Below are 22,280 nucleotides of genomic sequence, written 5' to 3' on the forward strand. Positions count from 1 at the left end.
GCTGGAACTTTGCGACTCACAGGTCGGCACGGTGGCGCATTGTAACGCAAAATTCCAGCGCGGTGCTCAGGCGGCTGCTACCAGCACCGGCACGCCATTGAGCGCTGCATTGCCCGAGAGCTCGTCCAGTTGCCGTTCGTCGGTCAGATCGTTGGCGCTCGCCCCTGGCTGCCCGCTGGCGATCGTCATCTGCACGCCTGGGCGCCCATGACCCCAACCATGGGGCAGGCTGACCACGCCGGGCATCATGTCCAGGCTGGCCAGCACTTCCACTTCGATCATGCCAATGCGCGAACTGACCCGCACCCGCTGGCCATCGCTCAATTGCCGGCTGGCCAGATCGTCCGGATGCATCAGCAATTGATGGCGCGGCTTGCCCTTCACCAGCCGGTGATAGTTATGCATCCAGGAATTATTGCTGCGCACATGGCGACGACCGATCAGCAGCAGTTCGTCATCGACTGGCGCCGGTTGAGCGGCAAAACGCACCAGGTCGGCAAGGATCACTGGCGGCGCCGTTTGCACCTTGCCATCAGCGGTTTTCAAACGCGCTGACAGGTTGGGTTGCAGCGGCCCTAAGTCGACGCCGTGGGGATGATCCGCCAGCATGGCCACGGACAACTTGTGGCTGGATGCATCACCGTAGACGCCCGCACGCAGGCCAAAATCAATCATTTGCGCAGGGGACATCGTCGGCTTGAGCGCGACACCATTGTGAGCAGCGAAGGCTTTGGCCAGGCCGACGAAAATCTCCCAGTCATGCAGCGCGCCCGCAGGCTTGGGCAAGATCGCCCGATTGAAGCGGGTGACGTTACGCACCGCAAACATATTGAAGGTGGTGTCGTAATGATCGTTTTCCAGCGCCGACGTAGACGGCAGGATCAGGTCGGCATAGCGCGTGGTTTCATTGATGTAGAGGTCGATGCTGACCATGAACTCCAGACCATCAAGCGCCTGCTCCAATTGTCGACCGTTGGGCGTCGACAACACCGGATTACCCGCCACCGTAACCAATGCACGGATTTGTCCTTCACCCTCGGTGAGCATTTCCTCAGCCAATGCCGACACAGGCAACTCACCACCGTACTCCGGACGCCCGGAAACCCGACTTTGCCAGCGGTTGAAATGCCCGCCACCGGTCGACGCCACCAGGTCCACCGCCGGCGTGGTGCACAACGCGCCTCCGACGCGGTCCAGGTTGCCAGTCACCAGGTTGATCAACTGCACCAGCCAATGGCACAGCGTGCCGAATGCCTGGGTCGACACGCCCATGCGCCCGTAGCACACGGCCTTGTCGGCTGCAGCAAAGTCCCGTGCCAATTGGCGGATCTGCTCGGCAGGCACCGCACATTGGCGGCTCATGGCCTCGGCGGTAAACCCAGCGATAGCGCGCCGTACGTCCTCAAGGCCTTCAATCGGTAAATGGCTGTCGCGGGTCAGGTTCTCGCTGAACAAGGTGTTGAGCACGCCGAACAACAACGCCGCATCCCCACCGGGGCGCACGAACAGATGCTGGTCGGCCATTGCTGCCGTTTCACTGCGCCGTGGGTCGATCACCACCACTTTGCCGCCCCGCGCCTGGATCGCCTTGAGGCGCTTCTCCACGTCGGGCACAGTCATGATGCTGCCGTTGGACGCGAGTGGATTACCCCCCAGGATCAGCATGAAGTCGGTGTGATCGATGTCCGGGATCGGCAGCAACAGGCCGTGGCCGTACATGAGGTAACTGGTGAGGTGATGGGGCAACTGGTCCACCGACGTCGCGGAAAACCGATTGCGCGTCTTCAACTGGCCGAGGAAGTAGTTGCTGTGGGTCATCAGCCCATAGTTGTGCACGCTGGGGTTGCCCTGGTAAACCGCCACCGCATTCTGCCCATGCTGCGCCTGGATGCCTGACAACCGCTCGGCTACCAGCGCGAAGGCGTCTTCCCACGCAATCGGCTGCCAATCGCTACCGACCCGCAACATGGGTTGGTGCAGGCGGTCGGGATCGTTCTGGATATCCTGCAACGCGACGGCCTTGGGGCAGATATGCCCACGGCTGAAGCTGTCCTGGGCGTCGCCCTTGATCGAGGTGATCGCCAGGCTGCCATCGTCGGCTTGGGTGGTTTCCAGGGTCAGGCCACAAATGGCTTCACACAGATGGCAGGCACGGTGGTGGAGAGTCTTGGTCATGGCCAGTCTCTTTTATAGGGGCTTTGATCCCACTATGGGCCGCGACAGGTGCAGGCGCCACCAACGTTCGTCTCGTGAATCGCCCCGCATCAGGCCAGGCCATGGGCAAGCGTGAGCAAATGTTTCAAAACCCGGCATACCGCCTCTGAAACCGACGCAGCCTGGCCTGCGCCCGCCCCCGCACATTGCAAAAGGCCTCGACGCCAGTGTACAAATGGCTCGCTGCTGTCTGGAAATAGTCTTCAAAAGCGCCCCGGCGCCCTTCTTGAACACCCTTAAAAACCGTAGCCCTATTGGTAAGACGCGACATTTAATTATAAGATCGCGCCTTCCCCTATTTCGTCGCCCCGTGCGGCTTTCGCCGCAGGTCTCGCCCGTTGTCACAATAAACAAGGCTTTGAGTATCTGCGGTCTGTTGCAAAAAGGTAGTTAATGATGAGCGCAAGGCACTTTCTCTCCCTGATGGATTGCACGCCCGAAGAGCTGGTCAGCGTGATCCGTCGAGGCATTGAGCTTAAAGACCTGCGTAACCGCGGCGTACTGTTCGAGCCTTTGAAAAACCGCGTACTCGGCATGATCTTCGAGAAGTCGTCGACCCGCACCCGCGTGTCATTCGAAGCCGGCATGATCCAATTGGGCGGCCAGGCCATCTTCTTGTCCTCGCGTGACACCCAACTGGGGCGTGGCGAGCCGATCGCCGACAGTGCAAAGGTGATGTCGAGCATGCTCGACGCCGTGATGATCCGTACCTTTGCCCACAGCACCGTGACCGAATTTGCCGCCCACTCCCGCGTACCGGTGATCAACGGCCTGACCGACGACCTGCACCCGTGCCAGTTGCTGGCCGACATGCAAACCTTCCTTGAGCACCGCGGCTCGATCCAGGGCAAGACTGTGGCCTGGATCGGCGACGGCAACAACATGTGCAACAGCTATATAGAAGCGGCGATCCAGTTCGACTTCCAACTGCGCGTTGCCTGCCCGGAAGGCTACGAGCCTGACGCGCGTTTCCTGGCCCAGGCCGGCGACCGCGTGACCCTGGTCCGCGACCCGCGTGACGCGGTGATCGGCGCGCACCTGGTGAGCACCGACGTCTGGACCTCCATGGGCCAGGAAGAGGAAACCGCCAAGCGCCTGGCCCTGTTCGCCCCGTATCAGGTGACCCGTGCCCTGCTCGACCTGGCCGCGCCCGACGTGCTGTTCATGCACTGCCTGCCAGCCCACCGTGGCGAAGAGATCAGCACCGACCTGCTCGATGACCCACGCTCGGTCGCCTGGGACCAGGCCGAAAACCGCCTGCACGCGCAAAAGGCCCTGCTCGAATTCCTCGTGCCGCCGTCGTACCACCACGCATGAGCCACTCATTACTGCTGAACCTGCGCAATCTGGCATGCGGCTATCAAGATCAACGGGTGGTACAGAACCTCAACCTGCACCTCAATGCCGGCGACATCGGTTGCCTGCTGGGCTCCTCGGGTTGTGGCAAGACCACCACGTTGCGTGCGATTGCCGGGTTTGAGCCGGTGCACGATGGCGAGATCAGCCTGGCGGGCGAAGTGATCTCCAGTGCCGGTTTCACACTGGCACCAGAGAAACGTCGTATCGGGATGGTGTTCCAGGACTACGCACTGTTTCCTCATTTGAGCGTGGCCGACAACATTGCCTTCGGTATTCGCAAGCATCCGCAGAAAGACCGCGTGGTGGCTGAGTTGCTGGAGCTGGTCAACCTGAAGAACCTAGGCAAGCGCTTTCCCCACGAGCTTTCCGGCGGCCAGCAACAACGCGTCGCCCTCGCCCGCGCGTTGGCGCCGGAGCCGGCCCTGTTGTTGCTGGATGAACCCTTCTCCAACCTGGACGGCGAGCTGCGCCGCAAGCTCAGCCATGAGGTGCGCGACATCCTCAAGGCACGCGGCACCAGTGCGATCCTGGTGACCCATGACCAGGAAGAAGCCTTTGCCGTCAGCGACCAGGTCGGGGTTTTCAAGGAGGGTCGTCTGGAGCAGTGGGACACACCCTACAACCTCTATCACGAACCGCAGACGCCCTATGTCGCCAGCTTTATCGGCCAGGGTTACTTCATCCGTGGCCAATTGAGTTCGCCGGAATCGGTCAGTACCGAACTGGGTGAATTGCGCGGCAACCGCGCCTACACCTGGCCTACCGGCGGTGCGGTGGACGTGTTGCTGCGCCCGGATGACATCGTCTACGCACCGGACAGCGCGTTGAAAGCGCGGATCGTCGGCAAGACCTTTCTCGGCGCATCGACCTTATACCGCCTGCAACTGCCGACCGGCGCGCAGTTGGAGTCGATTTTCCCGAGCCATGCCGACCATCAGGTCGGCGCGGATGTGGGGATCCGTGTGGCCGCCGAACACCTGGTGTTGTTCCAGGCCCTGTAGGAGCGAGCTTGCTTGCGCAAAACCTGAGAGCAACAGGCTCATTCAGGAAGCCCGCGTTATCATTCGCGATTTTCGCGAGCAATCTCGCTCCTACAGTGATCGTTATGCCCGGCCAATTTCTGCGAATTTGGCCTGGGTATGTTCAGCCAGCACCGCTGCCGGCAGTTCAACTTCCAAGCCTCTTCTCCCCGCGCTTACAAAAATCGTTGCAAAGGGTTGCGCCGTTGTATCGATAAACGTGCGCAGGCGTTTCTTTTGCCCCAGCGGGCTGATGCCACCCAACAGGTAACCGGTTGAACGCTGCGCCGCTGCCGGGTCGGCCATTTCGACTTTCTTGACGCCTGCCGCGTGAGCCAGGGCCTTCAGGTCCAGACTTCCGACGACCGGCACCACCGCCACCAACAATTCGCCCTTCTCGCTGCTCGCCAACAAGGTCTTGAACACCTGCGCCGGGTCGAGGCCCAATTTTTCCGCGGCCTCCAGCCCATAAGACGCCGCCTTGGGGTCGTGTTCATAACTGTGGATACGATGTTCGGCGCGAACTTTTTTCAACAGGTCCAATGCGGGGGTCATGGCGTCTCCGGGCGTGGCAAACAGATGGCCAATTCTAGGCCAAGCCCACACAAAACGCTCTAGTCCGCCCACTCTTAAGGTGCAGGCGCAACGTGACAAGCATGATCATTCACCAGACCAATAGTTTGAAAGTGACTGACGGTTCACTTTCGACCTTTGACAGCCGTCATTCTTGTCTATATTTTTTCGTTTCCGAATACTGTAGGAATAGCCCCACAGTATTGAAGCAGTAAGCCGCGACCGGGATGGGGATCCTTGCCACGGTGAAAATCGCGCAACAATCCGTTGAGGTTGTGCGCCAGACAAGAACAACAACTGAGGTTTTCCATGACAACTGCTCTTCAACAGCCTTCACTTTCGAGCCAATGCATGGCCGAATTCCTGGGGACTGCGCTTCTGATCTTCTTCGGTACAGGATGTGTCGCTGCGCTCAAGGTCGCGGGTGCCAGCTTTGGCTTGTGGGAGATCAGTATCATCTGGGGGATCGGCGTCAGCATGGCGATCTACCTGAGCGCCGGGATTTCCGGGGCCCACCTCAACCCCGCCGTCAGTATTGCCCTGTGTATTTTCGCTGACTTCGACAAGCGCAAACTGCCCTTCTATATCCTCGCCCAGATCGCCGGCGCCTTTTGCTCGGCGGCCTTGGTGTACACGCTCTACAGCAACCTGTTTTTCGATTACGAACAAACTCACCACATGGTGCGCGGCTCCCAGGCCAGCCTGGAATTGGCGTCGGTGTTCTCCACCTACCCCCATGCGCTGCTGAGCACCGCTCAGGCGTTCCTGGTGGAAATGGTCATTACAGCAATCCTGATGGGCGTGATCATGGCCCTCACCGATGACAACAACGGCTTGCCACGCGGCCCGTTGGCCCCGCTGCTGATCGGCCTGCTGATCGCGGTGATTGGCAGCGCCATGGGCCCGTTGACCGGCTTTGCGATGAACCCGGCACGGGATTTCGGGCCCAAGCTGATGACCTTTTTCGCAGGCTGGGGTGAAATGGCCTTCACTGGTGGCCGTGATATTCCTTACTTCCTGGTGCCGATTTTCGCGCCGATCGTCGGCGCCTGCCTCGGTGCTGCGGCCTATCGTGGGCTGATTGCCCGTCATCTGCCAAGCGCCGCACCTGCTATAGATGAAGAAACACCTGACACGGCTGTCAACGGCAAGACCCGTATTTCCTGATAGCGCCAGCCTGGGCACCTGCCCTTTTGTAACCCAGGCTGATTACCGATTTTCTTATTTTCCAAGGCATTCGACATGACCGATATTCAGAATAAGAACTACATCATTGCCCTTGACCAAGGCACCACCAGTTCCCGGGCGATCATCTTCGATCGTGACGCCAACGTGGTCTGCACTGCCCAGCGTGAATTCGCACAGCATTACCCACAGGCTGGCTGGGTTGAACATGACCCGATGGAAATCTTCGCCACCCAGAGCGCGGTGATGGTCGAGGCCCTGGCCCAGGCCGGCCTGCACCATGACCAGGTCGCCGCCATTGGTATCACCAACCAGCGTGAAACCACCGTGGTGTGGGACAAAGTCACCGGCCGCCCGATCTACAACGCCATCGTCTGGCAGTGCCGCCGCAGCACCGAGATCTGCCAGCAGCTCAAGCGCGACGGCCACGAGCAGTACATCAGTGACACCACTGGCCTGGTCACCGACCCGTACTTCTCCGGCACCAAACTCAAGTGGATCCTCGACAACGTCGAAGGCAGCCGCGAGCGTGCGCGCAATGGCGAACTGCTGTTCGGCACCGTCGACAGCTGGCTGATCTGGAAATTTACCGGTGGCAAGACCCACGTCACCGACTACACCAACGCCTCGCGCACCATGCTCTTCAACATCCACAGCCTGGAGTGGGATGCGAAGATGCTGGAGATCCTCGATATTCCGCGCGAGATGCTGCCGGAAGTTAAGTCCTCGTCCGAAATCTACGGCCGCACCAAGAGCGGCATTGCCATCGGCGGTATCGCCGGCGACCAACAAGCCGCCCTGTTCGGCCAGATGTGCGTCGAAGCCGGCCAAGCCAAGAACACCTACGGCACCGGCTGCTTCCTGTTGATGAACACCGGCGACAAAGCCGTGAAATCCAAGCACGGCATGCTCACCACCATCGCTTGCGGCCCACGTGGCGAAGTCGCCTACGCCCTGGAAGGTGCGGTGTTCAACGGCGGCTCCACCGTGCAATGGCTGCGTGATGAACTGAAGATCATCAACGACGCCCACGACACTGAATACTTCGCCGGCAAGGTCAAGGACAGCAACGGCGTGTACCTGGTGCCGGCCTTCACCGGCCTGGGCGCTCCCTACTGGGACCCGTACGCCCGTGGCGCACTGTTCGGCCTGACCCGTGGCGTACGCGTGGACCACATTATTCGTGCAGCCCTGGAATCGATTGCCTACCAGACCCGCGACGTGCTCGACGCCATGCAACAGGACTCGGGCGAACGCCTCAAAGCCCTGCGTGTGGACGGCGGCGCCGTGGCCAACAACTTCCTGATGCAATTCCAGGCAGACATCCTCGGCACCCAGGTTGAGCGCCCGCAAATGCGCGAGACCACCGCATTGGGCGCCGCCTACCTGGCCGGCCTGGCGTGCGGCTTCTGGGGCAGCCTGGAAGAGTTGCGCGGCAAGGCAGTGATCGAGCGCGAATTCGAACCGCAGTTGGACGAAGCGGCCAAAGAGAAGCTCTACGCCGGCTGGCAAAAAGCGGTCAGCCGCACCCGTGACTGGGAGCCTCACGAAGGCGCTGAATAAGCCAACGTCCGGTTGTAACTGGCAGGGAGCGGATTCCTGCGTCATCATGGGCCACTTTTGTATGGCAGCCCAAAGGACGCCCCATGAATCTGCCTCCCCGCCAACAACAAATCCTCGAGCTGGTCCGCGAACGCGGTTATGTCAGCATCGAAGAAATGGCGCAGCTATTCGTTGTCACCCCGCAAACCATCCGCCGCGATATCAACCAGCTGGCGGACGCCAATCTGCTGCGCCGCTACCACGGCGGCGCGGCCTATGACTCCAGTGTCGAGAACACCGCCTACGCTATGCGGGCCGACCAGATGCGCGACGAGAAACAGCGCATCGGCGAAGCCATCGCCGCGCAGATCCCCGATCACGCCTCACTGTTCATCAATATCGGCACCACCACCGAATCCATCGCCCGTGCGTTGCTCAACCACAACCATCTGAAAATCATCACCAACAACCTCAACGTTGCCACCATGCTCAGCGCCAAGGACGACTTCGACGTGCTGCTGACCGGCGGTAACGTGCGCCGTGACGGTGGTGTGGTGGGCCAGGCGAGTGTCGACTTTATCAACCAGTTCAAGGTCGACTTTGCCTTGGTGGGCATCAGCGGCATCGATGAAGACGGCAGCCTGTTGGACTTTGACTACCAGGAAGTGCGGGTTTCCCAGGCGATCATCGCCAATGCACGCCAGGTGATCCTGGCAGCGGACTCCAGCAAATTCGGGCGCAACGCCATGATTCGCCTGGGACCGATCAGTTTGGTGGACTGCCTGGTGACCGACCAGCAGCCGGTGCCGGCACTGGTACAACTGTTGAGCCAGCATAAGGTTCGATTGGAAGTCGTGTAACACACCCACCTTGTAGGAGCCGGCTTGCCGGCGATAGCGACCTCACGGACGCCATCGCCGGCAAGCCGGCTCCTACCGTTTCATGTTCACAAATTTTCCTTTCCCGCCGCTTCGATGAGTTTTTTCAATCGAAGTCGGGTGGCTGTGCGCGCGTTTATCAGCTACCATTTTCGCAAATGAACATTAATGTTCGAATTCCAAGACGAAAAAATCGCGAGGCCAGCCGATGAACCCTTCCACCTTGCCTGCTCCACCGCTTGCCGAAGTCTATGACGTTGCCGTTATCGGTGGCGGGATCAATGGCGTCGGCATTGCAGCAGACGCAGCCGGGCGCGGTTTGTCGGTATTCCTTTGCGAAAAGGACGACCTGGCCAGCCACACCTCGTCCGCCAGCAGCAAGCTGATCCACGGCGGCCTGCGCTACCTCGAACATTACGAATTCCGCCTGGTGCGCGAAGCGCTGGCCGAACGCGAAGTGCTGTTGGCCAAGGCCCCGCATATCGTCAAGCAGATGCGCTTCGTGTTGCCGCACCGCCCGCACCTGCGTCCGGCGTGGATGATCCGCGCCGGCCTGTTCCTGTATGACAACCTGGGCAAGCGCGAAAAGCTCGCCGGTTCGAAAAGCCTCAAGTTCGGCGCCGACAGCCCGCTGAAAAGCGAAATCACCAAAGGCTTCGAATATTCCGACTGCTGGGTGGATGACGCCCGCCTCGTCGTACTGAACGCCATGGCCGCTCGTGAAAAAGGCGCGCATATCCACACGCAGACCCGTTGCATCAGCGCCCACCGTAGCAACGGCATGTGGGAAATGAACATGGAACGCGCCGATGGCAGCCTGTTCTCGATCCGCGCTCGCGCACTGGTGAACGCCGCCGGCCCGTGGGTCGCCAAGTTCATCAAGGACGACCTGAAGCTGGATTCGCCTTACGGCATCCGCCTGATCCAGGGCAGCCACCTGATCGTGCCGAAACTGTACGAAGGCGCTCACGCGCACATCCTGCAGAACGAAGACCAGCGCATCGTCTTCACCATTCCGTACCTTAACCACCTGACCATCATCGGCACCACCGACCGCGAATACACCGGTGACCCGGCAAAAGTCGCCATTACCGAAGGTGAAACCGACTACATGCTCAAGGTGGTCAACGCTCACTTCAAGAAACAACTGAGCCGCGACGACATCGTGCACACCTACTCCGGCGTGCGCCCACTGTGCAACGACGAATCGGACAACCCTTCGGCCATCACCCGCGACTACACCCTGGCATTGTCCGGCGGCACGGGCGAAGCGCCGATCCTGTCGGTGTTCGGCGGCAAGCTGACCACCTATCGCAAGCTCGCCGAATCGGCGATGGCACAACTGGCACCGTATTTCACCCAGATGCGCCCAAGCTGGACCGCCAAGGCCAGCCTGCCGGGCGGTGAAGATATGACCACGCCGGAAGCCCTCGCCGACGCTATTCGCAGCAAGTTCGACTGGGTGCCGAGTGAGATCGCGCGCCGCTGGTCCACCACCTACGGCAGCCGTACCTGGCGCCTGCTGGAAGGCGTGCAGTCACTGGCGGACCTGGGTGAGCACTTGGGAGGCGGCCTGTATACCCGCGAGGTTGATTACCTGTGCGCCGAGGAATGGGCGACCCAACCTCAGGACGTGCTGTGGCGTCGCACCAAGCTGGGTCTGTTCACCACCCCGGAAGAACAGGCCAACGTGGAGCGTTACCTGTCCACCGTTGAGCAGAACCGCAGCAAGATCGAAGCAGCCTGATCCCTTCCTGTGTAGGAGCGAGCTTGCTCGCGAAACACCTGAGAACGCCGCGTTTATCCAGAATAAACGCGGCGTTTTTGCGTTTTTTCGCGAGCAAGCTCGCTCCTACAGAGATGTCGCACAACATTCGGTTTTCCGAACGCCGCACTAAGGCCTATTCGGTTTGCCGGATTAAAATGTGAAATTCAGCGCGTCATACAAAGTTAATCTTCATATATATCAAACAGTTAATCATTTATTTCAGGCCTGGCACGACTCATGCTCTACACTCTTGGACGATTGCCTGGGACGCCTCAGGAGCCGTCACGGGCATTCGCTGTACAAGAGAGCCGTTTAGCCGGCTTCATAAAAAAAACAAATGTCGAGGAAGTATTGATGCGCATCGTTCCCCATATTCTGGGCGCAGCTATCGCTGCTGCTCTGATCAGCACTCCAGTTTTCGCCGCCGAACTCACCGGCACGCTGAAGAAGATCAACGACTCCGGCACCATCACTCTCGCTCACCGCGACAGCTCCATTCCGTTTTCCTACATCGCGGATGGTTCGGGCAAACCCGTGGGCTACTCCCACGACATTCAGTTGGCCGTCGTCGAGCAACTGAAAAAAGACCTGAACAAACCCGATCTGAAGGCCAAGTACAACCTGGTCACTTCGCAAACCCGTATTCCGCTGATCCAGAACGGCACTGCGGACCTCGAGTGCGGCTCCACCACCAACAACGCCGAACGCGCCCAGCAAGTTGATTTCACCGTCAACATCTTCGAAATCGGCACCCGTCTGCTGGTCAAGAAAGACAAGGATGGCAAGCCGACCTACGCCGACTTCGCTGACCTGAAAGGCAAGAACGTCGTGACCACCGCTGGCACCACGTCCGAGCGCATCATCAAAGCGATGAACGCCGACAAGCAAATGGGCATGAACGTCATCTCCGCCAAAGACCACGGCGAATCCTTCCAGATGCTGGAAAGCGGCCGCGCCGTCGCCTTCATGATGGACGACGCCCTGCTGGCCGGTGAAGAAGCCAAGGCCAAGAAGCCGGACGACTGGGTCATCACCGGCACTCCGCAGTCCTTCGAAGCCTACGCGTGCATGGTGCGTAAAGGCGACCCGGCCTTCAAGAAAGCCGTCGATGACGCCATCGTCGCCCTGTACAAATCCGGCGAGATCAACAAGATCTACAGCAAGTGGTTCGAGAGCCCGATCCCACCAAAAGGCCTGAACCTGAACTTCCCGATGAGCGACAAGGTGAAGGAGCTGATCGCCAACCCAAGCGACAAGCCAGCGCCTGACGTAAAAATCTGATACCTGACTAAGCTTATCTCCTGAGGGAGCCACCCTCCCTCAGGCGTCTGTTACTACCTGCTGGCTTTATTTTGGAACACTCGACCTGGCGGTTTTCGAGCCGATCGCGTGTGCCTGGCGTTCACCGTCAGGCGGGAAAGGATCTTCCCCAAGCGGGTGCTTGTACATCGATCGACTTCGAGGGGAGACCCTAATGAATTACAACTGGGACTGGGGCGTGTTCTTCAAGTCCACTGGCGTGGGCAGCGAGACTTATCTCGACTGGTACATCGCCGGCTTGGGCTGGACCATCGCCATCGCTGTCGTGGCATGGATTATCGCCTTGCTGCTGGGGTCCATTCTGGGCGTCATGCGCACCGTGCCAAACCGCATCGTATCGGGCATCGCGACCTGCTACGTGGAACTGTTTCGTAACGTGCCGCTGCTGGTTCAGCTGTTCATCTGGTACTTCCTGGTACCCGACATGCTGCCGCAGAACCTGCAGGACTGGTACAAACAAGACCTCAACCCGACCACCTCGGCCTACCTGAGCGTTGTCGTGTGCCTGGGCCTGTTCACCGCCGCCCGCGTGTGTGAGCAAGTGCGTACCGGCATCCAGGCGCTGCCACGCGGCCAGGAATCCGCTGCGCGCGCCATGGGCTTCAAGCTGCCGCAGATCTACTGGAACGTGCTGCTGCCACAAGCCTACCGGATCATCATTCCGCCGCTCACCTCGGAATTCCTCAACGTCTTCAAGAACTCCTCCGTGGCGTCCTTGATCGGCCTGATGGAACTGCTCGCGCAAACCAAACAGACCGCCGAATTCTCGGCCAACCTGTTTGAAGCCTTCACCCTGGCCACGCTGATCTATTTCACCCTGAACATGAGCCTGATGCTGCTCATGCGCCTGGTCGAGAAGAAAGTCGCAGTGCCCGGCCTGATCTCCGTGGGGGGTAAATAATGGACTTCGATTTCAGCGGCATCATCCCCGCTATCCCAGGCCTGTGGAACGGCATGGTCATGACCTTGCAGTTGATGGTCATGGGCGTGGTCGGCGGCATTGCGCTGGGTACGGTCCTGGCGCTGATGCGCCTGTCGTCCAGCAAACTGCTGTCGCGCGTTGCCGGCGCTTATGTGAACTACTTCCGCTCGATCCCGCTGCTGCTGGTGATCACCTGGTTCTACCTGGCGGTGCCGTTCGTGTTGCGCTGGATCACTGGCGAAGACACGCCGATCGGTGCGTTCACTTCCTGCGTCGTGGCCTTCATGATGTTCGAAGCCGCGTACTTCTGCGAAATCGTACGGGCCGGTGTGCAGTCGATCCCCAAAGGCCAGATGGCGGCGGCACAGGCGATGGGCATGACCTATGGCCAGACCATGCGCCTGATCATCCTGCCCCAGGCGTTCCGCAAGATGACCCCGTTGCTGCTGCAACAGTCGATCATCCTGTTCCAGGACACCTCGCTGGTCTACACCGTGGGCCTGGTGGACTTCCTCAACTCCGCCCGCTCCAACGGCGACATCATCGGCCGCTCCAACGAGTTCCTGATCTTTGCCGGTGTCGTCTACTTCATCATCAGCTTTTCCGCCTCGCTGCTGGTCAAGCGTCTGCAAAAAAGGTTTGCCGTATGATCTCTATCAAGAACATCAACAAGTGGTATGGCGACTTCCAGGTGCTGACCGATTGCAGCACCGAGGTTAAAAAAGGCGAAGTGATCGTGGTGTGCGGGCCTTCGGGCTCGGGCAAATCCACCCTGATCAAGTGCGTCAACGCGCTGGAGCCGTTCCAGAAGGGCGACATCGTGGTCGACGGCACCTCCATCGCCGACCCGAAGACCAACCTGCCGAAACTGCGCTCGCGCGTGGGCATGGTGTTCCAGCACTTCGAGCTGTTCCCGCACCTGACCATCACCGAGAACCTGACCATCGCGCAGATCAAGGTGCTCGGCCGCAGCAAGGAAGAAGCCACCAAGAAAGGCCTGCAATTGCTGGAGCGCGTCGGCCTGTCGGCACATGCCCACAAGCACCCGGGCCAGCTTTCCGGTGGCCAGCAACAACGAGTGGCGATTGCCCGCGCCCTGGCCATGGACCCGATCGTCATGCTGTTCGACGAACCAACCTCGGCCCTCGACCCGGAAATGGTCAACGAAGTACTCGACGTGATGGTGCAACTGGCCCACGAAGGCATGACCATGATGTGCGTGACCCACGAAATGGGCTTCGCCCGCAAAGTGGCCGACCGCGTGATCTTCATGGACGCAGGCAAGATCATCGAGGACTGCCCGAAAGAAGAGTTCTTCGGCGACATCAGCGCCCGCTCCGAACGCGCGCAGCACTTCCTTGAGAAAATCCTGCAGCACTAAAAAGCAACTCGCTCCTCTTCTGTAGGAGCGAGCTTGCTCGCGAAAGACGTCAACGATAACGCGTGCATCCAGGATAAACGCGGCGCCCTTGAGTTTTTCGCGAGCAAGCTCGCTCCTACAGTAGGCAGCCGCGGTAGCTGACCCAAGGCATCTGTGATGAAATGCGACCCCAACCAATTTCGCGCCGCACCGCCATCACTTGCCGTGAAACCACGCCTGATCCGCCAACTGTTCCTGCCGCCCCTGATCATCGCCCTGATGATCGGCCTGGGTTTTATCGGCTTCTGGGTCAGTGAGTACTACGGCATCCGCACCCTCAGCGACACCGGCGAACGCCAGCTGGAGCTGCATGCCCGCACCGTCGAAAGCGAACTGAGCAAATACACCTACCTGCCCAGCCTGCTCGAACTGGAGTCCAGCGTCTCCACGCTGCTGGCCGATCCGAACCAGGAAACCCGCAAGACCGTCAACGATTACCTCGAAGGCCTGAACCGACGCAGTCGCAGTCGGGCCATCTACGTGATGGACACCACTGGCCGCGTGCTGGCCACCAGTAACTGGCGCGATGCCGACAGTTATCAGGGTGAAGACCTGTCCTTCCGTGCCTATTTCCAGAATGCCGTGCGTGGCCAGCCGGGCCGTTTCTACGGTATCGGCAGCACCAACGGCGAACCCGGCTACTACCTGGCCCATGGCCTGGAAGAGCACGGCAAGATCATCGGCGTCGCGGTGGTCAAGGTGCGCCTCGAAGCCCTCGAAGAACGCTGGCAGCGCGCGCGCCTCGAAGCCTTTGTGAGCGACGAGAACGGCATCATCATCCTTTCCAGCGATCCGGCCCGCCGCCTCAAGGCCGTGCGCCCGCTGAGCGATGACACCAAGGACCGCCTGGCCCATAGCCTGCAATATTACTGGGCAACGCTGAACGAACTGGAGCCCCTGGCCCGCGAGCGTCTCAACGAAGGCACGGAGAAACTGACCTTCCCGGCCAACAGTGAAGTGGTCAACGACGAGCACGAGGTCAGCTACCTGGCGCAGACCCGGCCGCTGAATGACACGCCATGGAATTTCACCCTGCTCACCCCCCTGAATGACCTGCGCCGCGCCGCCATCAATCAGGGCATCCTGGTGGCCGTCGCGTTCGGCTTGGTCGCGTTTTTACTAATCGCCTGGAATGAGCGGCGCAAGGTCATCGCCACCCGCCTCGCAGCCCGTGAGGCCTTGCAGGAAGCCAACAGCCAGTTGGAACGGCGGATCGCCGAGCGCACCGCCGACCTGCGCGCCAGCAACGAGCGACTCAAGGGCCAGATCCGCGAACGACGCCAGGCCGAAGAGACGCTACGCCGCGCTCAGGATGAGCTGGTGCAGGCCGGAAAACTGGCCGCCATCGGCCAGATGTCCACCAGCATCGCCCATGAATTGAACCAGCCACTGGCGGCGCTGCGCACCTTGTCCGGCAATACCGTGCGCTTCCTTGAGCGCGGCGCCCTCGACACCGCCAGCACCAACCTCAAGACCATCAACGAACTGATCGACCGCATGGGCCGCATCACCGCCAGCCTGCGCTCCTTCGCCCGGCGCGGTGATGACCAGGGCGAAGCCAGCCTGGCCAAAGCGGTCGACGCAGCCTTCCAGGTACTTGGCGCACGCTTGGACAGCCTGCCGCTGACCCTACACCGCGACTTTTCCCACGCTCAATTGCAAATCGACCAGACGCGCCTGGAGCAGATCCTGGTCAACCTGATCGGCAATGCCCTGGACGCCATGCAGGCCCAACCCGCGCCCGAGCTGTGGCTGGAGGGCAGCAGCAGCGAGGGCAAATACCGCCTGCACGTGCGCGATAATGGCCACGGTATCGACGCCGAGGCGCGCAAGCATTTGTTTGAACCGTTCTTCACCACCAAGCCCGGCGAGCAAGGCCTGGGCCTGGGCCTGACGCTGTCCGCCAGCCTCGCGGCGGCCACCGGCGGCAACCTCGCCGTGGAACACCCGGCCAGTGGTGGAACGGCCTTTGTCTTGTGCCTGCCGTTGGCGGGCGCTCAAAAAGCTGAGTCGACATGAATACAGACGCTAAAGCCATTAAAGACGAACTCACGGTGCTGATCGTCGAAGACGATCCTCATGTGCTGCTCGGCTGCCAGCAGGCCCTGGCCCTGGAAGACATTCCCAGTGTCGGCGTGGGCAGCGCTGAAGAAGCGTTGAAACGTATCGGCGAGAACTTCGCGGGCATCGTGATCAGCGACATCCGCTTGCCAGGCATTGACGGCCTGGAACTGCTCACCCGCCTCAAGGCCCTGGATAAAAGCCTGCCAGTGGTGTTGATCACCGGGCACGGCGATATCTCCATGGCCGTCGGCGCGATGCGCAACGGCGCCTATGACTTCATGGAAAAACCCTTCTCCCCCGAACGCCTGGTCGACGTCGCCCGTCGCGCCCTGGAGCAGCGCGGGCTGGCGCGGGAAGTCTGGTCGCTGCGCCGCCAATTGGCCGAGCGCGATTCACTGGAAGGCCGCATCATCGGCCGCTCGCCGGCCATGCAGAACCTGCGCGAGCTGATCGCCAATGTGGCCGACACATCGGCCAACGTGCTGATCGAAGGCGAGACCGGCACCGGCAAGGAACTGGTCGCGCGCTGCCTGCATGATTTCAGCCGGCGCCACTCCCACCAATTCGTCGCCCTGAACTGCGGCGGCCTGCCGGAGAACCTCTTCGAAAGCGAGATTTTCGGCCACGAAGCCAACGCTTTCACCGGTGCAGGCAAACGTCGCATCGGCAAGATCGAACACGCTCACGAAGGCACGCTGTTCCTCGATGAAGTGGAAAGCATGCCGATCAACCTGCAGATCAAACTGCTGCGTGTGTTGCAGGAACGCACCCTGGAGCGCCTGGGTTCGAACCAGAGCGTGGCGGTGGATTGCCGGGTGATCGCTGCCACCAAGTCCGACCTCGACGAACTGAGCCGTGCCAACCAGTTCCGCAGCGACCTGTACTATCGCCTCAACGTAGTGACGCTGGAACTGCCGCCGTTGCGCGAGCGCCGCGAAGACATCCTGCAACTGTTCGAGCACTTCCTGCAGCAGTCGTCGCTGCGTTTTGACCGCAGTGTGCCGGAGCTGGACAACCAGACCCTGTCGAGCCTGATGAGCCACGACTGGCCGGGCAACGTGCGTGAACTGCGCAACGTCGCCGAACGCTTCGCCCTGGGCCTGCCAGCCTTCAAGAAAAGCGGCGCCAGCAGCGGCAACCAGGGCCTGGCCTTCACCGAAGCGGTAGAAGCGTTCGAGCGCAACCTGCTCAACGATGCCTTGCAACGCAGCGGCGGCAACCTGACCCAGGCCAGCCAGGAACTGGGGATGGCCAAGACCACGCTGTTCGACAAAGTCAAAAAATACGGATTGAGCCACTGATGGATCTGTTCTTGAAGGCCGCCCTGGGCGCGGCGGTGGTGTTGATTCTGGCGGCGCTGGCCAAGACCAAGAACTACTACATCGCAGGACTGGTGCCGCTGTTTCCGACGTTTGCGTTGATTGCCCACTACATCGTCGGCAAAGGGCGTTCGGTGGACGACTTGAAGACCACGATCCTGTTCGGGATGTGGTCGATCATTCCGTATTTTGTGTATTTGGCGACGTTGTATGTGATGGTGGATCGGATGCGGTTGGAGGCTTCGTTGGCCGTGGCAGCAGTCGCCTGGTTGATAGCCGCAACCCTCTTGGTAAGCATCTGGGTACGCCTGCACGCCTGACATTCACCTGTAGGAGTCCGGCTTGCCGGCGATAGCGTCCTTGAGACCGCCATCGCCGGCAAGCCGGACTCCTACAGGGAAGTGTGTTGAATCAGCGCACGATTTTGTCGACCTGGATACCCAGCTTTTTCAGGCGATACCAGAAGCTGCGCTCCGAAATCCCGATCTTCGCTGCCGCCGCAGCCTGCACGCCGTTGCTCTCCTGCAACGCCGCGAGTATGTAGGCCTTCTCCACCTCTGCCAGCGCCGCATCCAGGTCCTGGGGAATGCCCGGCCCGTCGCTAAGAATCGCCGTCACATCGCCTTCACTCGGCTTGGAAGCAAACAAGTAACCCGGCAAGTCGATGTCTTCGATCACAGGCGACGCCGCCACGATAGTCGCGCGCTCCACGCAGTTCTGCAGCTCACGGATATTGCCCGGCCAGTGATACGCCGCCATGGCCTGCAACGCCTCAGGGCTAAAGCCTGTGATACGTTTACCGGCCGTGGCGCTGAGGGTCTGGGCGAAGTGACGGGCCAGGGGCGCGATGTCTTCCACACGCTCGCGCAAGGCCGGCAGGGGAATCGGGAACACGTTGAGGCGGTAGTACAGGTCTTCGCGGAATTCCTTGTTGGCCACCGCTTCCAGCAAATTCTTATTGGTCGCGGCGATCACGCGCACGTCGACCTTGCGCTCGCGGGGATCGCCCACCGGTTCAATCACCCGCTCCTGCAACGCGCGCAGGATCTTGGCCTGCAACGCCAGGGGCATATCACCCACTTCATCGAGAAACAGCGTGCCCTTGTCGGCCTGTTGGAACCGCCCTACCCGGTCGGACACGGCGCCGGTGAACGCACCTTTGCGATGGCCGAACATTTCGCTTTCCAGCAGCCCTTCCGGGATGGCCGCGCAATTGACCGCCACGAAGGGCTTGTCGGCGCGGCTGCCATGCTTGTGGATGGCGCGGGCAACCATTTCCTTGCCGGTGCCGCTTTCGCCGGTCAGCAGGATGGTAGCGCTGCTGTCGCGCACCGAGTCCACGGCTTGCAGCACCTTGCGAAACGCCGGGCTGTCGCCCACCAGGCTGTCGAACTGGGCGTGTTCGTCCAGCTCGGCACGCATGCGCGCGTTGTCGCGCATGATGTCGCGAAATTGCAGGGCCTTGGCCACGGTGATGTCCAGCTCGTCGATATCAAACGGCTTGGCGATGTAGTCGTAGGCGCCGTTGCGCATCGACTGCACGGCGTTTTTCACTGTGCTGTAAGCGGTCATCACGATCACCGGCACATGGGGGTAGCGCACCTTGATCTCGGCCAGCAACGCCGGCCCGTCCATGCCCGGCATGCGCCAGTCACTGATCACCAGGTCGATGTCTTCCTGCTCCAGCACCTTGAGCGCGTGCAGGCCGTTGCCAGCGACAAACACCTGCACGTCGTTCTGGCCCAGGGCCGAGGCCAGCAGGTCGCAGAGCTTGGGTTCGTCGTCGACTACCAGAATGTTATGCGTCATGACTGTCCTCGTCGTCTTCGCCACTCGCCGGAATGTACAGGCTGAAGGTGGCGCCGGCATCTTTCTCACTGGCACATTCGATGCTGCCGTCGTGACTTTCCATGATCGAATAGACTTTGGCCAGGCCCAACCCGGTGCCCGACGCCTTGGTGGTGACAAACGGCGTGAAGATGCGCTCGATCATGTCCGCCGGAATGCCTTGGCCGGTGTCGGTGATGCTGATCAGCGTGTTCTCGCCTTCCGTGCGAATGCCCAGGGTCAGGCGCCCGCCTTCGGGCATCGCGTCGATGGCGTTGAGGATCAGGTTGAGGCACGCCTGCTTGAGCTGCTTGGCATCCGCGTAGATCGTCGCTCCGGGTGCTTGGTCGTCGATGTGCGCGTCGATGTTATGGGTGGCCAGTTCCGGCGCGCAGAAACCGAGGATTTCCTCCACCAACGGGCGCGCCGGCAGCAACACGCGCAATGGCGGATTGGGCTTGGCAAAGTCGAGGAATTCGGTGATCAGGTCGTTGATGCGGCTGACCTCGCTGACCACATACTCCAGATGGCGCTTGTCGGTTTCCGCCAGGTCGGCGCGGCGGTGCAGCAACTGTGTCGCCGTCTTGATGATGCCCAGCGGGTTGCGGATTTCGTGGGCCAGGCCCATGGCGACCTCACCCAGGGCGTGCAGGCGATCACGTCGACGTAGCTGGGCTTCAAGGTGATGCAGCTCGCCCAGACGTTCGGTCATGTGGTTGAAGGTGCTGCTCAACTGCGCCAGTTCGTCGCCGCCGCTGACCACCACGCGGTGCGCGTAATCACCGGAAATCACTGCGCTTACGCCCTGGGACAGGTCCCGCAGCGGCTTGGTCAAGCGCCGCGACACCAGCACGCCGGCGGCCAGCGACAGCGCCGAACTGAGCAGGAAGATCAGCACAAACAGGTTGCTCTGATTCACCAGCCCCACCAGGCTGGTGTGGCGCAACAAGCCGCTGAAGATCACACCTTGCAGTTCACCGGCATCGTTGAAGATCGGCCAGTACAACCCGCTGTAGTTGTTGGTGAACTGCTCGCTCGGCTGCTTGGTGCTGCGCATGGCGATTTCGACGTTCTTGGGGATGCGCGACGGGTGATCTTCAAAGCGTTGGGTCGAGAAGATCTCTGAGAACCCATTGGGGTTGGCCAGGTACAGGCGCAGGTCGAGGGAGTGCACGTCGGCCACGCTGGTGAGGAAACTGCTGTCCAGGTAAGTGGCTACCAGCAGCACATAATCGACGCCGTCCTGGGTGGTCTCGAAGGTGGACACCACCACACCTGTGCTCACCCCAGCCACCTGAACGGTCTGTAATACGGCGTTACTGGTGAGGCTGATCTGCTTGATGATGTCGTCAGAGGCAGTGCTGAATACCAGCTTGTGGTCGCTCACGCGAATCAGTGCCACCACGTCGATATCGGTGGCGTCGGCAATGTCGGCGGTCAGGCGGTCGTGCTTGGCGGCTTGCCGGCTCGAGGGCGGGCTGGTGTAGCGCAGGAACAACTTGGCCATGCGCGCGTTGTCGTGAAGGATGTCGCCAATCTCGTCCTTGACGATCTTGGTCGACTCCTGCAGCCAGATGCGCACGTTGCTGTCGAAGATCTGCGACAACGTGGTGGCCGCCAGTTCGGCGGCGATCATGGTGGGAATCACGCTGACCAACCAGAACGCCAGCACCAGCTTGCGCTGGACGCTCCAGCGCGAAATGGCAAAGGGGCGGGCTTTCTGGCGGGTCTTGGTGATCATCAGGTTTCGCTTATCGCAGCAGCCATGGCAGGGTCGGAACGATCCGGTCGAATAAACAGTTTTACAAGCTTGAGCAGGCCGTTGACCAGCCGGTTGCGGTGGCGGAAAAACACGCTGTTGCCCTGGAACTCGCAACCCAGGCGCAGCTTACTGGCATACCCGGCCTGGCCGCACTCATACACGGCAATATTGTGTTGAATACAGTAGTCCACATTGGTCAGCCAGCTACGGAAGTACAGGTTGTAGTCACGGGTGAATTCCACGTCATGCCCGAAAAACTTGTCCACCAGCCGGTGTTCGTCCACCAGGATCAGGTTGAACGCCACCAGTTGCTCATCCACCCAGTAAAGAACACAGACCGCCCGCTCATCAAGCCGTTCCAGCACTCCGGTGAAGTAGCCGGCGGGCAGCCGCTCGAACTGCAACTCGGCACGCGTCAGCGTGGCCTCGTACAGGCGCATGACCTCGGGCAACACGTCGTCGATATTTCGCCGCCACTCCACCCTAGGCCCCGGCGCGCGCAGTTTGCGGCGCAGGTCTTTGCGCGTGGATTTGCCCAGCGAGCCCAGGTAAGCGTCCACCGAGCCGTAGGGCAGCGGCAACACCCCCGTGGGCAAGCTCGGCATGCTCTGGAAGCCTGCCGCGCGGCAACTTTCGACCCAGTGCGGGTCTTTGCTCGGTGCGTCCTTGACCGCCACCAGGCCGATACCGAAGTCATCGGCATCCTGGCGCGCGGCTTCCAGCAGGTGCTTGAGCAGCAGCGGGCGGCGTGCATCCGCTACATTGCTGGCAAAACCAACGTCGCAGCGCTCCGCCACGGGGGAACCGAGGGCATACAGCCCCAGTTGCAAAAGCCCCGGCCACAGTCGCTCCACACGCTCGGTCAAGCGTTTGCCGGCGCCCGACACCGTGGTGTCGAGGCGATAATGGGTGATGAACGCCGCGGCCACAGCCACCAACGTTCCATCGTCGTAAACCGCCAGGTAACGCCACTGAAAATCATCGATGGCGGCGTTTTCCACGGCGACGTAATAGTCCCAGTCCTCCAGGGCACCCGGGAAACAGTCGTTCCAGGCACTGCGCTGGAGGGCCCGGATGGTCGGGAAGGCTTGGGCGGTAATCACAGGGT

At 60.8% G+C, this 22,280-nt stretch carries 18 protein-coding genes; 13 read left to right on the forward strand and 5 right to left on the reverse strand.

Annotated elements, in window-relative coordinates; all coding sequences use genetic code 11:
• Positions 1-66: 66 nt before the first annotated feature.
• Positions 67-2,175: a molybdopterin oxidoreductase family protein gene (locus tag HX868_RS29800; protein ID WP_177005323.1), complete on the reverse strand. Its 2,109-nt coding sequence runs from the start codon at positions 2,173-2,175 to the stop codon at positions 67-69.
• A gap of 435 nt (positions 2,176-2,610) precedes the next feature.
• On the opposite strand from HX868_RS29800, the gene argF reads away from it, so the two are divergent.
• The gene (argF, locus tag HX868_RS29805; protein WP_038847844.1) at positions 2,611-3,531 is read left to right on the forward strand and encodes an ornithine carbamoyltransferase; all 921 of its coding nucleotides are present in this window, start codon (positions 2,611-2,613) and stop codon (positions 3,529-3,531) included.
• Positions 3,528-4,574 (forward strand): ABC transporter ATP-binding protein, encoded by a 1,047-nt coding sequence (locus tag HX868_RS29810; protein ID WP_177005324.1) that lies wholly within the window; start codon positions 3,528-3,530, stop codon positions 4,572-4,574. Before argF ends, HX868_RS29810 begins: the two co-directional genes overlap by 4 nt.
• A 102-nt stretch (positions 4,575-4,676) precedes the next feature.
• On the opposite strand, the gene ybaK is transcribed toward HX868_RS29810, so the two are convergent.
• Entirely contained in the window at positions 4,677-5,147 is a 471-nt protein-coding gene (ybaK, locus tag HX868_RS29815) for a Cys-tRNA(Pro) deacylase (protein WP_095014898.1), read from the reverse strand.
• A gap of 327 nt (positions 5,148-5,474) precedes the next feature.
• Here ybaK and HX868_RS29820 point away from each other — a divergent pair, with 327 nt between their 5' ends.
• The 11 genes from HX868_RS29820 to HX868_RS29870 all read left to right on the forward strand — a co-directional run bounded on the left by HX868_RS29820 (position 5,475) and on the right by HX868_RS29870 (position 17,903).
• Positions 5,475-6,332: an MIP/aquaporin family protein gene (locus HX868_RS29820; RefSeq protein WP_177005325.1), complete on the forward strand. Its 858-nt coding sequence runs from the start codon at positions 5,475-5,477 to the stop codon at positions 6,330-6,332.
• Positions 6,333-6,407: 75 nt separating this feature from the next.
• Positions 6,408-7,913, forward strand: a complete 1,506-nt coding sequence (gene glpK / locus HX868_RS29825) for a glycerol kinase GlpK (protein ID WP_177005326.1) — start codon at positions 6,408-6,410, stop codon at positions 7,911-7,913.
• An 83-nt stretch (positions 7,914-7,996) separates the two neighbouring features.
• Positions 7,997-8,752 (forward strand): DeoR/GlpR family transcriptional regulator, encoded by a 756-nt coding sequence (locus tag HX868_RS29830; RefSeq protein WP_025856881.1) that lies wholly within the window; start codon positions 7,997-7,999, stop codon positions 8,750-8,752.
• 226 nt (positions 8,753-8,978) lie between these two features.
• Positions 8,979-10,517: a glycerol-3-phosphate dehydrogenase gene (gene glpD, locus HX868_RS29835; protein WP_177005327.1), complete on the forward strand. Its 1,539-nt coding sequence runs from the start codon at positions 8,979-8,981 to the stop codon at positions 10,515-10,517.
• Positions 10,518-10,892: 375 nt separating this feature from the next.
• Positions 10,893-11,819 (forward strand): glutamate/aspartate ABC transporter substrate-binding protein, encoded by a 927-nt coding sequence (locus HX868_RS29840; RefSeq protein WP_177005328.1) that lies wholly within the window; start codon positions 10,893-10,895, stop codon positions 11,817-11,819.
• Between the two features lie 193 nt (positions 11,820-12,012).
• A complete protein-coding gene (locus tag HX868_RS29845) occupies positions 12,013-12,759 on the forward strand; it encodes an amino acid ABC transporter permease (RefSeq protein WP_010212762.1) in 747 nt (248 codons plus the stop codon).
• A complete protein-coding gene (locus HX868_RS29850) occupies positions 12,759-13,430 on the forward strand; it encodes an amino acid ABC transporter permease (protein WP_010212763.1) in 672 nt (223 codons plus the stop codon). The genes HX868_RS29845 and HX868_RS29850 overlap by 1 nt, the downstream gene beginning before the upstream one ends.
• Positions 13,427-14,161, forward strand: a complete 735-nt coding sequence (locus HX868_RS29855) for an amino acid ABC transporter ATP-binding protein (protein WP_007916729.1) — start codon at positions 13,427-13,429, stop codon at positions 14,159-14,161. The genes HX868_RS29850 and HX868_RS29855 overlap by 4 nt, the downstream gene beginning before the upstream one ends.
• A gap of 156 nt (positions 14,162-14,317) precedes the next feature.
• Positions 14,318-16,219 carry a two-component sensor histidine kinase AauS gene (aauS, locus tag HX868_RS29860; protein ID WP_177005329.1) on the forward strand — a complete coding sequence of 634 codons (1,902 nt, stop codon included), beginning with the start codon at positions 14,318-14,320 and terminating at the stop codon, positions 16,217-16,219.
• A complete protein-coding gene (gene aauR / locus HX868_RS29865; protein ID WP_095014894.1) occupies positions 16,216-17,565 on the forward strand; it encodes a two-component response regulator AauR in 1,350 nt (449 codons plus the stop codon). The genes aauS and aauR overlap by 4 nt, the downstream gene beginning before the upstream one ends.
• Positions 17,565-17,903, forward strand: coding sequence for a GlpM family protein (locus HX868_RS29870; RefSeq protein ID WP_177005330.1), 339 nt, complete (start codon positions 17,565-17,567; stop codon positions 17,901-17,903). The genes aauR and HX868_RS29870 overlap by 1 nt, the downstream gene beginning before the upstream one ends.
• A 91-nt stretch (positions 17,904-17,994) precedes the next feature.
• Here HX868_RS29870 and HX868_RS29875 read toward each other — a convergent pair whose 3' ends face one another.
• Genes HX868_RS29875 through HX868_RS29885 form a run of 3 tightly spaced genes read right to left on the reverse strand, consistent with a single transcriptional unit; the run spans position 17,995 to position 22,275 of the window.
• Positions 17,995-19,392: a sigma-54-dependent transcriptional regulator gene (locus HX868_RS29875; protein ID WP_177005331.1), complete on the reverse strand. Its 1,398-nt coding sequence runs from the start codon at positions 19,390-19,392 to the stop codon at positions 17,995-17,997.
• Complete coding sequence (locus HX868_RS29880) at positions 19,382-21,151, reverse strand: sensor histidine kinase (RefSeq protein WP_095014892.1); 1,770 nt, start codon at positions 21,149-21,151, stop codon at positions 19,382-19,384. The genes HX868_RS29875 and HX868_RS29880 overlap by 11 nt, the downstream gene beginning before the upstream one ends.
• The gene (locus tag HX868_RS29885) at positions 21,151-22,275 is read right to left on the reverse strand and encodes a GNAT family N-acetyltransferase (RefSeq protein ID WP_095014891.1); all 1,125 of its coding nucleotides are present in this window, start codon (positions 22,273-22,275) and stop codon (positions 21,151-21,153) included. The genes HX868_RS29880 and HX868_RS29885 overlap by 1 nt, the downstream gene beginning before the upstream one ends.
• Positions 22,276-22,280 lie beyond the last annotated feature (5 nt).

This window comes from Pseudomonas reactans (genome assembly GCF_013385825.1).
Lineage (GTDB): Bacteria > Pseudomonadota > Gammaproteobacteria > Pseudomonadales > Pseudomonadaceae > Aquipseudomonas > Aquipseudomonas reactans.

Bases quoted from the DNA above. Each gene is read 5' to 3' on its own strand.
- HX868_RS29800 (WP_177005323.1), bottom strand. From the start codon at position 2,175: ATGACCAAGACTCTCCACCACCGTGCCTGCCATCTGTGTGAAGCCATT.
- argF (WP_038847844.1), top strand. From the start codon at position 2,611: ATGAGCGCAAGGCACTTTCTCTCCCTGATGGATTGCACGCCCGAAGAG.
- HX868_RS29810 (WP_177005324.1), top strand. From the start codon at position 3,528: ATGAGCCACTCATTACTGCTGAACCTGCGCAATCTGGCATGCGGCTAT.
- ybaK (WP_095014898.1), bottom strand. From the start codon at position 5,147: ATGACCCCCGCATTGGACCTGTTGAAAAAAGTTCGCGCCGAACATCGT.
- HX868_RS29820 (WP_177005325.1), top strand. From the start codon at position 5,475: ATGACAACTGCTCTTCAACAGCCTTCACTTTCGAGCCAATGCATGGCC.
- glpK (WP_177005326.1), top strand. From the start codon at position 6,408: ATGACCGATATTCAGAATAAGAACTACATCATTGCCCTTGACCAAGGC.
- HX868_RS29830 (WP_025856881.1), top strand. From the start codon at position 7,997: ATGAATCTGCCTCCCCGCCAACAACAAATCCTCGAGCTGGTCCGCGAA.
- glpD (WP_177005327.1), top strand. From the start codon at position 8,979: ATGAACCCTTCCACCTTGCCTGCTCCACCGCTTGCCGAAGTCTATGAC.
- HX868_RS29840 (WP_177005328.1), top strand. From the start codon at position 10,893: ATGCGCATCGTTCCCCATATTCTGGGCGCAGCTATCGCTGCTGCTCTG.
- HX868_RS29845 (WP_010212762.1), top strand. From the start codon at position 12,013: ATGAATTACAACTGGGACTGGGGCGTGTTCTTCAAGTCCACTGGCGTG.
- HX868_RS29850 (WP_010212763.1), top strand. From the start codon at position 12,759: ATGGACTTCGATTTCAGCGGCATCATCCCCGCTATCCCAGGCCTGTGG.
- HX868_RS29855 (WP_007916729.1), top strand. From the start codon at position 13,427: ATGATCTCTATCAAGAACATCAACAAGTGGTATGGCGACTTCCAGGTG.
- aauS (WP_177005329.1), top strand. From the start codon at position 14,318: ATGAAATGCGACCCCAACCAATTTCGCGCCGCACCGCCATCACTTGCC.
- aauR (WP_095014894.1), top strand. From the start codon at position 16,216: ATGAATACAGACGCTAAAGCCATTAAAGACGAACTCACGGTGCTGATC.
- HX868_RS29870 (WP_177005330.1), top strand. From the start codon at position 17,565: ATGGATCTGTTCTTGAAGGCCGCCCTGGGCGCGGCGGTGGTGTTGATT.
- HX868_RS29875 (WP_177005331.1), bottom strand. From the start codon at position 19,392: ATGACGCATAACATTCTGGTAGTCGACGACGAACCCAAGCTCTGCGAC.
- HX868_RS29880 (WP_095014892.1), bottom strand. From the start codon at position 21,151: ATGATCACCAAGACCCGCCAGAAAGCCCGCCCCTTTGCCATTTCGCGC.